This is a genomic window from Streptococcus halichoeri, from assembly GCF_009870755.1.
Taxonomy (GTDB): Bacteria; Bacillota; Bacilli; order Lactobacillales; family Streptococcaceae; genus Streptococcus; species Streptococcus halichoeri.
The window spans coordinates 85,138-98,646 of record NZ_WLZU01000003.1; the positions used below are offsets into that span (position 1 = coordinate 85,138).

At 40.9% G+C, this 13,509-nt stretch carries 11 protein-coding genes; 8 read left to right on the forward strand and 3 right to left on the reverse strand.

What is annotated here, in order from left to right:
• Positions 1-12 precede the first annotated feature (12 nt).
• Together nrdE and nrdH are read right to left on the reverse strand one after the other, a co-directional pair.
• The gene (nrdE, locus tag GWD08_RS01695; RefSeq protein ID WP_159563998.1) at positions 13-2,172 is read right to left on the reverse strand and encodes a class 1b ribonucleoside-diphosphate reductase subunit alpha; all 2,160 of its coding nucleotides are present in this window, start codon (positions 2,170-2,172) and stop codon (positions 13-15) included.
• A 26-nt stretch (positions 2,173-2,198) separates the two neighbouring features.
• The gene (gene nrdH, locus GWD08_RS01700; protein ID WP_159549789.1) at positions 2,199-2,417 is read right to left on the reverse strand and encodes a glutaredoxin-like protein NrdH; all 219 of its coding nucleotides are present in this window, start codon (positions 2,415-2,417) and stop codon (positions 2,199-2,201) included.
• A gap of 555 nt (positions 2,418-2,972) precedes the next feature.
• Between nrdH and GWD08_RS01705 the strand changes: the two genes are divergently transcribed.
• The 4 genes from GWD08_RS01705 (at position 2,973) to GWD08_RS01720 (ending at position 8,154) form a co-directional block, all read left to right on the forward strand.
• Positions 2,973-3,236: a phosphocarrier protein HPr gene (locus tag GWD08_RS01705; RefSeq protein ID WP_012515399.1), complete on the forward strand. Its 264-nt coding sequence runs from the start codon at positions 2,973-2,975 to the stop codon at positions 3,234-3,236.
• Between the two features lie 2 nt (positions 3,237-3,238).
• On the forward strand, positions 3,239-4,969 hold the full coding sequence (ptsP, locus tag GWD08_RS01710) for a phosphoenolpyruvate--protein phosphotransferase (RefSeq protein WP_159543735.1): 1,731 nt from the start codon (positions 3,239-3,241) through the stop codon (positions 4,967-4,969).
• Positions 4,970-5,318: 349 nt separating this feature from the next.
• Positions 5,319-6,746: an NADP-dependent glyceraldehyde-3-phosphate dehydrogenase gene (locus GWD08_RS01715; RefSeq protein WP_159549786.1), complete on the forward strand. Its 1,428-nt coding sequence runs from the start codon at positions 5,319-5,321 to the stop codon at positions 6,744-6,746.
• Between the two features lie 124 nt (positions 6,747-6,870).
• Positions 6,871-8,154 (forward strand): polysaccharide deacetylase family protein, encoded by a 1,284-nt coding sequence (locus tag GWD08_RS01720; RefSeq protein ID WP_159549783.1) that lies wholly within the window; start codon positions 6,871-6,873, stop codon positions 8,152-8,154.
• Positions 8,155-8,869: 715 nt separating this feature from the next.
• Here the strand turns inward: GWD08_RS01720 and GWD08_RS01725 are convergent.
• Positions 8,870-9,958 carry a DEAD/DEAH box helicase gene (locus tag GWD08_RS01725; protein ID WP_159543741.1) on the reverse strand — a complete coding sequence of 363 codons (1,089 nt, stop codon included), beginning with the start codon at positions 9,956-9,958 and terminating at the stop codon, positions 8,870-8,872.
• Positions 9,959-10,130: 172 nt separating this feature from the next.
• Here GWD08_RS01725 and udk point away from each other — a divergent pair, with 172 nt between their 5' ends.
• The 4 genes from udk (at position 10,131) to dnaX (ending at position 13,356) form a co-directional block, all read left to right on the forward strand.
• Positions 10,131-10,757, forward strand: a complete 627-nt coding sequence (gene udk, locus GWD08_RS01730) for a uridine kinase (RefSeq protein WP_159543743.1) — start codon at positions 10,131-10,133, stop codon at positions 10,755-10,757.
• A 75-nt stretch (positions 10,758-10,832) separates the two neighbouring features.
• Positions 10,833-11,066: a DUF1294 domain-containing protein gene (locus GWD08_RS01735; protein ID WP_425280422.1), complete on the forward strand. Its 234-nt coding sequence runs from the start codon at positions 10,833-10,835 to the stop codon at positions 11,064-11,066.
• Positions 11,067-11,179: 113 nt separating this feature from the next.
• Positions 11,180-11,677, forward strand: coding sequence for a GAF domain-containing protein (locus GWD08_RS01740; RefSeq protein WP_328707132.1), 498 nt, complete (start codon positions 11,180-11,182; stop codon positions 11,675-11,677).
• Entirely contained in the window at positions 11,677-13,356 is a 1,680-nt protein-coding gene (dnaX, locus tag GWD08_RS01745; RefSeq protein WP_159563999.1) for a DNA polymerase III subunit gamma/tau, read from the forward strand. The genes GWD08_RS01740 and dnaX overlap by 1 nt, the downstream gene beginning before the upstream one ends.
• The last annotated feature ends 153 nt before the right edge of the window (positions 13,357-13,509 follow it).

Genomic DNA, 13,509 nt, shown 5'->3' on the forward strand with positions numbered 1-13,509 from the left:
GTCGGTGCCAGATTAGATGACACAGGATTCACATTGATTAGAACCGACCTCATCACCATTATCAGTAAAGGTCCGAATATAATAGATGGACTTGATCCCTTTATTAAAAGCGTAGTTACGAAGGATAGAGAGGTCACGTGTTGTTTGCTTACTCTTTGTTTTCCATTCATAGAGTCCTTGTGGTAACTCGCTTCGTAGAAAGAGCGTCAATGACAAGCCTTGGTCCACGTGCTGTGTCGCAGCGGCATAAACATCAATGACTTTTCGCATATCCATGTCATAAGCAGAAGTATAGTATGGAATCGTGTCTGTAGCTAAGCCGTTTGCTGGGTAGTAAATTTTCCCAATTTTCTTTTCTTGCCGCTCTTCAATCCTTTGGGTAATAGGGTGAATAGAAGCAGAGCAGTCATTGATATATGAGATTGAACCATTTGGAGCTACTGCCAGGCGGTTTTGATGATAGAGTCCCTCTTTCATAACAGCCTCACGTAGCTCTTGCCAGTCTTTCGCCTGAGGAATAAAGTGGTCGGCAAACAGCTCCTTGACTTTGTCGGATTTTGGGACAAATTGCCCGGTCACATACTTATCAAAGTAGGTACCATCAGCGTATTTGGAATTTTCAAAGCCAACAAAGCTGGTCTTGCGTTCCCGAGCAATCTGGTTAGATTCAACCAAAGTCCAGTAATTCATCAGCATAAAATAAATATCAGTGAATTCAATAGACTCTGGGCTACCATATTCCATATGATGTTGGGCCAGATAAGAATGAAGACCCATCGCGCCTAAGCCGATAGTATGGGCTTGCTGATTTCCATTTTTGATGGTTGGTACAGCGTCAATTGCTGAAGAATCAGTCACATAGGTCAGTGCTCTGGTCATGGCTTTAATAGAATGGCCAAAATCAGGCGAAGTCATCATGTTTAAAATGTTGGTTGAACCAAGGTTACATGAAATATCCGTTCCCATTTCCAGGTATTCCTGGGCATCATTGATGAAACTTGGTTTTTGCACCTGTAAAATCTCTGAACATAAATTGCTCATGATAATTTTACCATCAATTGGATTAGCTTTATTGGCTGTGTCAATATTGATGATGTAAGGGTAACCGGATTCTTGTTGGAGTTTAGAGATTTCTGTTTCTAAATCGCGAGCCTTGATCTTCGTTTTAGTAATGTTGGGATTGGCGACTAGTTCATCATATTTTGCCGTAATATCAATATAGTTAAAAGGGATGCCGTACTCACGCTCAATGCTGTAAGGACTAAACAGATACATGTCCTCGTTCTTTCGAGCCAATTCATAGAATTTATCAGGAACAGTTAAACCAAGTGAGAGGGTTTTGACCCGAACTTTTTCATCAGCGTTTTCTTTTTTTGTGGATAAAAAGGCGATGATGTCTGGGTGAAAGACATTTAAGTAAACGACTCCCGCACCTTGGCGTTGCCCTAATTGATTAGAGTAGGAAAAACTATCTTCGAATAGTTTCATGACAGGAACAACACCAGAGGCTGCTCCGGCATAGCCTTTAATGGGAGCTCCAGCCTCACGCAAGTTAGACAAGGTAATACCAACACCACCACCAATGCGAGAAAGTTGGAGGGCTGAATTGATCGAGCGACCAATAGCGTTCATATCATCGGTAACTTGGATAAGAAAACAAGACACCAATTCCCCGCGCCGGCTGCGACCAGCATTCAAAAAAGAAGGGGTTGCAGGTTGGTAGCGCTGATTAATCATTTCAATAGCTAAGTCTTTGGCTAACGTTTCATTACCATCAGCAAAATACAAGGCATTGAACATGACCCGATCTTCAAGACTCTCTAAATAGTAGTTCCCATCATTGGTTTTTAAAGCATACTGTTGATAAAACTTATAAGCTGCCATAAAAGATTTAAAGCTAAAGTGCTCTTTTTGAATCTTGGCAGCTAATTGTTCGATAAATTGCGGTGAATATTTTTCAATAAAAGCCCGCTCAATGTAGTCATTATCAAGTAAGAAAGTAATTTTTTCTGTGATTGATGAGAACTGCTTGGTATTAGGGATGACATTTTCCTTAAAGAAGGCTTGTAGCGCTTCTTTGTCCTTGTGTAGGGGAATTTGTCCATTAACAGGACGATTGATTTCGTTATTGAGGCGAAAGTATGAAATGTCGCCGAGATTTTTTAAGCTCATAGCCTTATCCTTATCTAGTGGAGATGCTAAATAATTTCTTTTAATTTAGCTGGTTGGAAACCGGAAAAAACATGCTCAGCTGTTTCGATAACTGGAACAGAAGTAAATCCTAAACGTTTAACATAATCAATTTTTTCAGGCATTTCATCAATATTAATTTCCTGATAGGCAGCTCCATTTTGCTCGAGGAATTTCTTGGTCATCTTGCACTGCATACAATTGTTTTTGGAATAAACCGTAATCATTATGTATCTCCTTTTCTGTGATCATCTGACTATACTAGGATATAAAATTTAAGGTCAAAATGCAAGCTATAGAATCGAAAAGAACACAATATTTGGGGGTATATTTTTTTAATTAATACTACATGTTGTGTGAATGTTCTTAAGAAGCGCAGCTATTATTATCACCAAAAAATGTCTGTGGGCTTGTTTGTGCACCCCTGATAGGAACAGTTAAACAATGCAAAAGTAGCCAAAGCCATCAAAAAGACTAGTTTATTGAGCCATGAGTGCCTGTAGTGCATGAAAGTGAGATTAAAAGGTTGAAAATAAGTAATCTAATAGAAAAAGAGAAGTTTTTGCCTTACGAACTGTAAGGAAAATCGCTATTATTTAAGGAAGAAAGTTTCTAAATAGCCCCAGTGAGATGCTATGAAAAAAGTTAGAAAAAATTTCAAGTCATTTTTCACATAAGGACATTTAATCTTGAAAATAAAATAGCAATATGCTATAATCTGATGTTGTAAGGGTTATCATTGGATAGCTCAAACTACACAACTATTAAAAGGAGAACCATCTATGGCTTCAAAAGATTTTCATATTGTTGCAGAAACAGGAATTCATGCTCGTCCAGCTACTTTATTAGTACAAACAGCTAGTAAATTCGCTTCAGACATTACGCTTGATTACAAAGGTAAAGCGGTAAACCTTAAATCAATCATGGGTGTTATGAGCCTAGGTGTAGGACAAGGCGCTGATGTAACCATCACTGCTGAAGGCGCTGATGCTGACGATGCAATTGCAGCAATTGAAGAAACAATGACTAAAGAAGGATTGGCTTAAAAATGACAGAAATGCTTAAAGGAATTGCTGCCTCTGATGGTGTTGCTGTTGCTAAAGCATATCTACTGGTTCAACCGGATTTGTCATTTGAGACTGTAACAGTCGAAGATACAAGTGCAGAAGAAGCTCGCCTTGATGTTGCATTACAAGCTTCACAAGACGAGCTTTCTGTTATTCGTGCCAAAGCAGTAGAGAGCCTTGGAGAAGAGGCAGCAGCAGTATTTGACGCTCATTTAATGGTTCTTTCTGATCCAGAGATGATCAGCCAAATTAAAGAAACCATTCGCGCTAAACAAGTTAATGCAGAAACTGGACTTAAAGAAGTGACTGACATGTTCATCACTATCTTTGAGGGTATGGAAGATAACCCTTATATGCAAGAAAGAGCAGCGGATATTCGAGACGTTGCCAAACGTGTATTAGCGCATCTTTTGGGTGTTAAGATGCCAAATCCAGCTACTATTGATGAAGAATCAATCGTAATCGCTCATGATTTGACACCTTCAGATACAGCACAATTAAACAAGCAATTCGTTAAAGCCTTTGTAACCAACATTGGTGGGCGGACTAGTCACTCAGCAATCATGGCTCGGACTCTGGAAATTGCTGCTGTGTTAGGTACTAACGATATTACTAGCCGTGTTAAAGATGGTGATATTCTTGCTGTTAACGGTATCACCGGAGAAGTCATTATCAATCCAAATGAAGACCAAATTCTTGCTTTTAAAGCAGCTGGTGAAGCCTATGCTAAACAAAAAGCAGAATGGGCACTCCTAAAAAATGCACATACTGAAACAGCTGATGGTAAACATTTTGAATTGGCAGCAAACATCGGAACGCCAAAAGACGTTACTGGTGTTAATGATAATGGTGCCGAAGCTGTTGGCCTTTATCGGACGGAATTCCTCTACATGGATTCCCAAGATTTCCCAACAGAAGATGAACAATATCAAGCCTACAAAGCTGTGCTTGAAGGGATGAATGGCAAGCCAGTTGTTGTTCGGACCATGGACATTGGTGGAGACAAAGAATTACCTTATTTTGACCTACCAAAAGAAATGAATCCTTTCCTTGGTTTCCGAGCACTTCGGATTTCAATCTCTGAAACAGGCGATGCCATGTTCCGTACACAAATTCGTGCCTTGTTACGCGCTTCTGTGCATGGACAATTACGCATCATGTTCCCAATGGTAGCTCTTCTTAAAGAATTCCGCGCTGCTAAGGCTGTATTCGAAGAAGAAAAGGCAAACTTGTTAGCTGAAGGCGTAGCAGTTGCTGAGGATATTCAAGTTGGGATTATGATTGAAATTCCAGCAGCGGCTATGCTAGCCGACCAATTTGCTAAGGAAGTTGATTTCTTCTCAATTGGAACCAACGACCTTATCCAGTACACAATGGCTGCTGACCGTATGAATGAACAAGTATCCTACCTTTACCAACCATACAACCCATCTATCTTGCGTTTGATTAACAATGTCATCAAAGCAGCTCACGCAGAAGGCAAATGGGCTGGTATGTGTGGTGAAATGGCAGGTGATCAACTAGCAGTACCATTACTTGTTGGAATGGGCTTAGATGAATTCTCCATGTCAGCTACCTCAGTTCTTCGGACACGTAGCTTGATGAAGACGTTGGATTCAGCAAAAATGGAAGAATACGCTCAACGTGCTTTAACAGAATGCTCAACTGCTGAAGAAGTGCTTGAACTCCAAAAGGAATACCTTCCACAATAAGAAACCCAACAGGTTAAGGAATCACTAAGTGGTTCCTTTTTTGTGCGCTGCTAGCTGACTTAGGGCAACGGTATGAAGACAGGTTCGTTTTCAAAAATAGCCGTTTTTCATAATCGGTAGTATCCTTTTAGGAAATCTTTATAGATGGCCCAACTGAATTTGCAAGATTGGCTAGGTCAGGCTGTCATGCTGTGCAAATAGATTGAACACAGGCCACAGGCAGATGAGTAGAAAATGATTGCAGTCCATTTCTTTAAGTGTACCTTATACTAGCAGCATGCTAAGGACTTGGAGGGAACCGTTGAATGTGATAAAATAGAATTACTATTGTAAAAAGGAGATCATATTTGTGACTAAACAATATAAAAACCTTGTGAATGGAGAATGGAAGACTTCGCAAACGGAGATGACCATCTATGCTCCAGCAACAGGTGAGGCCTTAGGGACCGTTCCTGCTATGTCACAGCAAGAGGTGGATGCTGTTTATGAAGTAGCACATCAAGCAGCTCCTGCCTGGCGAGCACTTTCATATGTTGAACGTGCGGCTTATCTGCACAAAGCTGCAGATATTCTAGTCCGTGATGCGGCTAAGATTGGTGCAGTCCTTTCAAAAGAAGTGGCCAAAGGGCATAAAGCAGCTATCAGCGAGGTGATCCGAACTGCAGAAATTATTAATTATGCAGCAGAAGAAGGCCTCCGCATGGAAGGAGAAGTCCTTGAAGGCGGTAGCTTTGAAGCAGCAAGTAAGAAAAAAATTGCTATTGTTCGTCATGAACCAGTAGGTTTGGTCTTAGCCATCTCACCGTTTAACTATCCGGTTAATTTAGCTGGCTCTAAAATTGCTCCTGCCCTTATTGCCGGCAATGTTGTAGCCTTTAAACCACCAACACAGGGCTCCCTTTCTGGTTTATTATTAGCACAAGCCTTTGCAGAAGCTGGTCTACCTGCTGGTGTTTTCAATACAATTACGGGTCGCGGGGCTGTGATTGGGGATTACATTGTTGAGCATGAGGCTGTTAATTTCATTAATTTTACCGGTTCTACACCAGTAGGCGAGCGGATTGGTCAGTTGGCTGGTATGCGTCCGATTATGCTAGAACTAGGTGGTAAGGACTCAGCCATTGTCCTTGAGGATGCTGATTTGGATTTGGCGGCTAAAAATATTGTAGCGGGTGCCTTTGGCTATTCTGGCCAACGTTGTACCGCTGTTAAACGTGTCCTTGTCATGGATCAAATCGCTGATGAGTTGATTGCTAAAGTCAAGAGTCGTGTGGATCAGTTGACAGTTGGTATGCCAGAAGACGATGCTGATATAACACCATTGATTGATACCAAGGCAGCAGATTTTGTCGAAGGTCTTGTTCATGATGCCAATGAGAAAGGCGCTAAAGCTCTAGCGCAATATCAACGCCAAGGAAACCTCATTAGCCCACTGATCTTTGATCATGTGACCACAGACATGCGCCTAGCCTGGGAGGAACCTTTTGGACCGGTGCTTCCATTTATCCGTGTGCATTCCGTAGAAGAAGCGATTGCTATTTCGAATGACTCAGAATATGGTTTACAGGCTTCTGTTTTCACCAATAACTTTCCCCAAGCCTTTGCCATTGCAGAGCAGCTAGAAGTGGGTACGGTTCATATTAATAACAAAACCCAACGTGGTACAGATAATTTCCCATTCTTAGGTGCTAAGAAATCCGGTGCTGGGGTCCAAGGAGTCAAGTATTCGATTGATGCCATGACCAACTTGAAATCAATCGTATTTGACATTCAATAACGATTTTTAATTGACAGAAAGATTAGGTTCCTTAAATGAAACTTAATCTTTTCTTTTGGTCTTAAATTTGTCTTGTTTTCTCAATCTTTCTTGTGTTACAATATCATACATGAAAGGCTAAAAAATGAAGAAAAAATTAATAATTACTATAATTGTCTTAATAGCTTTGTTAGGTGGCCTCTTTGTTGCACATAAAGTGATGATGCATCAATCACAAGAAAAATTGATTCAAGCGCACAAAGAAGCTTTAATCCAACAATTTTCTGAACAGGATCGCTTAACGATTAAGCGACCGAGAAAAAGGCAATTCCATTTTACCTTAGCGGATAAAAATAATCTTATTGCTCGGGAAATCGCTAAAGGAGATGGCAGTAAAGAGACCATACAGCCAATGCAGCTTGTTTTTATTGAACCTAAGATCATTGAAACACCAATCAAAGGTATCCGTCGCGTCAAGGTGCAAAGAGTTCAGTATGATTATCAGTGGACAGCTTATCAAAAAACATCTGAAAAAGACTTGCGTGATTTTTATATTGATAGCAAAAATACACTTTTTGGTTTAGATCAGCTGTTAGGTGGTAAGGTAGATTTCTTAAGTCAATTAATAAAAAAACAAGATCCGTCCTTGCAGACGTCAGAACAGCAGCTAGAAGAGATGTTTAAGCACCCTTCAACAAAAAAGCTTCCGTTTAAAATAGACCAGCACCAACTGGTTATTGACTCGCAGATAGCTTTACCCATTTCAGATCTTTTTGAAGTTATCAATCCCGCTTACTTACCAAAGGATGAGCAAGCAAATTATGCGGACTATCAAAAGAAAAAGGAAGAGGCTTTAAAAAAAGCGCGTGAAAATCGTAAAGTTATTGCCTTGACCTTTGATGATGGCCCAGATGCTGAGACTACGCCTCAGGTGCTTAATATTCTAGCAAAATATCATGCGGTTGGAACCTTTTTCATGATTGGTTCAAAAGTAGCTGGTCATGAAGCCCTAGTTAAAAAGGTTTATAATCAAGGAAATGAAATTGGGAACCATACCTGGACACATCCTAATCTAACCCTGCTATCGCCTGACCAGGTAAAAGCAGAAATTAATCAAACCAATCAGGTGCTCGAGAAAATTACCGGTAAAAAACCAGTCTTTTTAAGACCGCCGTATGGGGCAACCAATGAGCGCGTGAAGGAAATAACTGGTATGGAACAAGCGATGTGGACAGTAGACACTAGGGATTGGGAAAATCATAGCACTCAAGGAATTATGGCGAATCTTAAAAATCAAGCTGGACCAAATGGTGTCGTTTTAATGCATGACATTCATCAAACCAGTGTCAATGCCTTACCTTCAGTTATTGAATATTTGCAAAGCCAAGGCTACTCTTTTGTAACCCTTAGCCAGCTTTACGCATCTTAGTGTTATTGACGCTTTTAGTGTTATTGACACTTAATGATAGCTATTCAAGCTCAAACAAGGCTTGTCCGCTTAGCAGATCAACTCTAACCCTGCAAGCTTGGCCGCTTCTTAAGGCCAAAAAGCAAAATAGTGACTACGGTTTGACTAATAACTGATAGATGAAAATATCATTTGTTCTAGCAAAGAAATGAAGCCATCTCATCACTGTATGTTCAGCTAGTCATTGTAAGGCAACATCAAACTCAGCAAAGCTTAATAGTAAAAAGTGCGCCCCTAGGATAAGGAAGCGCACTTTTTGACGCACTATGTGGCTTTTTAGTTCCTTTTGCTGCGAATGAGGCATCACCGAATGCCCAAAATACGAGGGGCTTTCTTCCAAAGCTTTTTTATCACCATCCCTTTAGGCTAAGTAAAGGAGTTGCTTACTTGCCTAGCTGTTCCAAAGCCGAGGTGCTGACAGCAGCGGGTAAGACCTGCCTTGGTCTTACTGAAAAAGTAGCGCTCAAAAAAATTAACAACTCATCAAAAGCGAATGGCACACTGAAAATAATTTGCCACTTACTTTTAAAATATTGCCAACAAAGCTCGGGTGTAACTTGCTAGGGTGTAACTTGCTAGGGTGGTCAAGTTCAGTAAGAATCCTTGATGATAAGAGCTTTTCCCTAAGCCTGCTTAATAATCAGGACAAATGAGATTCTAAGTTAGTTGACCAAGATTAGTTTTTCCTAAAACTTAGTAGCTGGTTTTTGAGGGTTACTTGTTTTACTGGTGCAAACTTCTTTAGCTTTTTGAGGTCTTCAGGATGGGTAATAAATGTGATGACAGCTCCTTGTTGCCCCATTCGACCAGTTCGCCCTGCACGGTGGGTATAGGTTTCTTTATCTCTTGGCACATCAAAGTTTATGACGTATTCTAATTGTTCAATGTCAATGCCGCGAGCAACTAAGTCAGTTGCTAGAAGTAAGGGCAGTTGATGCTGCTTAAAATGTTCTAAAATGGTTTTTCGCAATTTTACATTCACATCACTAGCTAGGGAGACCGCATTGATACGGTTAAACTGTAGTTTTTCTTCACTAGCTCCTAAGTCTGAGAGGCTGTTGAAAAACACCAGCCCACGAAAGTTAGGCAGATTAGCCAGTTTACGTAGGGTTTCCAGCCGCTGACGTTTGTCAACCTGCATATAGAAATGTTCAATTTCTGGCTGTTCTTGATCTGAGAGATCAATCATTGTAGTAGCATCAGCCAAAGAGGCGGTGGCGACCTTACTTGTTGCTGAAATATAAATCATTTGGTGTTGACGTGGCACGTGATGGGTCACCTTATGGACAAAATCAATTTGTGAATCTCCTAGTAATTCATCGTATTCATCTAAGATAATGGTATCAACCGCCATCATTTTGATTTTCTTTAGTTTGACAAGCTCATAAATCCGCCCTGGTGTACCGATGAGAATTTCCGGCCCCTTTTTTAACCGCTCTATTTGCCGTTTTTGACTGGAGCCAGATAGAAATAGCTGAGCGCTTAAGCCGATTGGACTGGCCCACTCTTTGGTTACTTCAAAGATTTGGCCAGCCAATTCGGAGTTAGGGGCAAGGATTAGGAGTTGCTGTGCCTTACCTTTTTTAACCTTTAGCAGAGCAGGAAATAAATAGGCCAAGGTTTTGCCGCTTCCTGTTGGACTGACACCTAATACATTTTGATTGCTAGAAATAACATCAAACAGTTTCTCTTGAATGGGGGTTAATTGTGCATACTGCAGTTGGGCTAACTTATCTTGCCAGGGTGTGGGGAATTTACTAAACATAACAGGTCCTTTTTTATTTAATTGTTACCATTATATCATGAAATGCTGCTAGCTATCCAGCTGGCAACTTGTCTATAAGCGTTATTGTGGGACAAATGTGTGGTAGGACAAGTAGAAAAAAGCACTGAAATTTGGTAAAATAAATAGCAGAACTTAGAATTTGGAGTTAGAAATGCCTAAAAAACCCATTATCATTGGTGTGACTGGAGGATCTGGTGGCGGAAAAACCAGTGTCTCTAGAGCCATTCTAGATAGTTTCCCCAATGCTCGAATCGCAATGATCCAACACGATTCTTACTATAAAGATCAGTCTCACCTTAGCTTTGAAGAGCGCATTAAAACCAACTATGACCATCCCTTAGCTTTTGATACTGATTTTATGATTGAACAGCTTAAGGAATTGCTCGAAGGACGTCCGGTTGACATCCCTATTTATGATTACAAGCAACATACCAGAAGCAATAAAACCTTTCGCCAAGAGCCTCAAGATGTCATTATCTTAGAGGGCATTTTAGTGCTTGAAGATGAACGTTTACGTGATCTCATGGACATCAAACTTTTTGTGGATACTGATGATGATATTCGCATTATTCGACGAATCAAACGTGACATGGTTGAGCGCGGTCGAAGTCTAGATAGTATTATTGAGCAGTACACCACTGTTGTGAAGCCCATGTATCATCAATTTATTGAGCCAAGCAAGCGCTATGCTGATATTATAGTCCCAGAAGGGGTTAGCAATGTGGTAGCGATTGACTTAATCAACACTAAAATTGCTAGCATTTTAGCAACCGTCTAAAGGTACTCTATGCTATTACTAATCAAGAGTGACTTTCAAATAGTGGTATGCTTGACCTTGTTGATGTGGAATGTAATGGTGTTTGGCCTGTATGGGTACGATAAGAGACAGGCCCTTTACCATAGGTGGCGTGTCTCTGAACGAACACTCTTGTTGAGCAGCCTTTTATTTGGTGGCTTAGGAGCTGCATTTGGGGGTTATTGCTTTCATCACAAGACACGTAAATGGTATTTTAAAGCCTGCTGGTTGCTTGGTTTGCTTGTTTTGGGACTAGGAGTTTATACCATCTGTGCTTTGCCCGCTTTATAAAAGAATAAGAAGGTGTCAAAACGCGTCAGCTATGGCGGGCTGTGGCACCTTTTTTGTAGGAAAATGCTGCCGCAGACCTGTGCCTCAGATTATTTTGTGATATAATAAAACACATGGACATTACAGAAAAAGAAAATAATTATGCCATCTTTCTTGCGCAAGCAGAAGCTCTTTTTGCAACTGAGCATAATGCTCTTGCTAATTTAGCGAATGCCAGTGCGTTGTTAGCGATGACTTTGCCCAATACTGTTTTTGCTGGTTTTTACTTATATGATGGGACAGAATTAATTTTAGGTCCCTTTCAAGGTAAGGTTTCTTGTGTGCACATTGGCCTTGGCAAAGGTGTTTGCGGTGAGGCTGCGGCGACTAAGCAAACCATGATTGTCCAGGATGTTAAGCAGCATGCCAATTATATTTCTTGTGACTCTGCTGCGCGCAGCGAGATTGTCCTGCCCATGTTTAAGAATGGCCAGCTCCTTGGTGTTTTGGATTTAGACTCTGCAGTTGTCGGGGATTACGATCAGGTTGATCAAAAAAATCTGGAAGCTTTTGTGGAGATTTTGTTGGCTAATACGGATTTTAACTTTGACATGTTTGGAGCTAAAAAATAATGTATCAAGCACTCTATCGCAAATACCGCAGTCAGACTTTTGAGGAGATGGTCGGTCAAAGTCTCATCTCCCAAACGCTTAGACAGACTGTTGAGTCAGGTAAGATTAGCCATGCCTATCTTTTTTCGGGGCCTCGGGGCACGGGAAAAACCAGCGCTGCAAAAATCTTTGCAAAGGCGATGAATTGTCCCAATCAAGTAAATGGGGAGCCTTGTAATCGCTGTGCCATTTGCAAAGAAATCACTAATGGCAGCCTAGAAGATGTCATCGAAATTGATGCGGCTTCTAATAATGGTGTGGATGAAATTCGAGAGATTCGTGACAAATCGACCTATGCTCCCAGTCAGGCAGAATATAAGGTCTATATCATTGATGAGGTACACATGTTATCAACAGGTGCCTTTAATGCTTTATTAAAAACGCTAGAAGAACCAACTGCTCATGTGGTTTTTATTTTAGCAACAACGGAATTACATAAAATTCCTGCTACTATTTTATCTCGAGTTCAACGTTTTGAATTTAAAGCCATTAAACAAGCAGAGATTGTCCATCACTTGACGCATATCCTGGATCAAGAAGGCATCAGCTATGAAAACAAAGCGCTTGAGCTTATTGCTCGTCGTGCCGAAGGCGGCATGCGTGATGCCTTATCAATTCTTGATCAGGTTCTCAGTCTTTCAAGTGACCATACCGTCACCTTGACAATCGCTGAGGAGATGACGGGGACGATTAGTCGCCAAGCTCTAGACAATTATGTCTTGCATGTGAGCCAGACAAAAACTCAGGCTGCTCTAGCGGATTTGGCCACGATTTTTGATAGTGGTAAGAGTATGTCACGCTTTGCGACTGATTTGTTGATTTATTTGCGTGATTTATTAATGGTTAAGGCTGGTGCTGAAAGTTTTCAATTTTCTTCCACTTTTGAAAGTAATCAGCAACTCACTAATGAGAGCCTTTTTCAGATGATTGATTTAGTTACTAAGCATTTGCCTGCGATTAAAAAGGGCACCCACCCACGCATCTATGCAGAGATGATGACCATTGAACTCGCACAAAGCCAAGAGAGTGTTGCGCAGCCGATTATCCCTGAAAACCTCCAAGGAGTTATTGATGATTTAAAGCATGAGGTTTCTGAATTGAAGAAACAGCTTTCCCAAAGCGCCCAGTCAGGTCGTCAAACAGCTGGGGCTGGGGTAAGTGCTTTGCAAAAACGTGGGCAACAACAGTCCTACAAGGTTGATCGTACCAAAATTTTGACCATCATGGAGGAAACGGTTCGTGATAGTGAGCAGTCACGCGGCTATCTGGAAGCCTTGAAGGAGGCTTGGAATGAAATCCTAGATAGCATTGGTCCCCAAGACCGCGCGTTATTGCTAGGCTCTGAACCAGTTTTGGCTAATAGCGAAAATGCTATTTTGGCGTTTGATGCGGCTTTTAATGCTGAACAGGCCATGCTTCGGACTGATCTTAATGACATGTTTGGTAATATTATGAGTCAAGCAGCAGGTTTTTCACCTAATATCTTAGCTGTACCTAGAGCTGATTTTAATCGCTTGCGCAGCGAGTTTGCTAATCACTTTAAGGGCAAGCAAAAGCAAGCACCTGAGGTAGCACCTGCTGCTGAAATTCCTGTTGAATTTGATTTTTTGAGTGAGCGGATGACAACAATTGAGGATTAGTTATTTGAATTTGCACTGTTAGCAAAGAATGTCAGCTATACCTATGCTCAATATAGAACTTAACCTAGCGGTGTGGCTTTGGTTGGGCTAATCCCTTTTAGTCAGTTTAGAGTTAGTAGGGCGAGACGCATAAAGGCATTTTCTCTATAATCC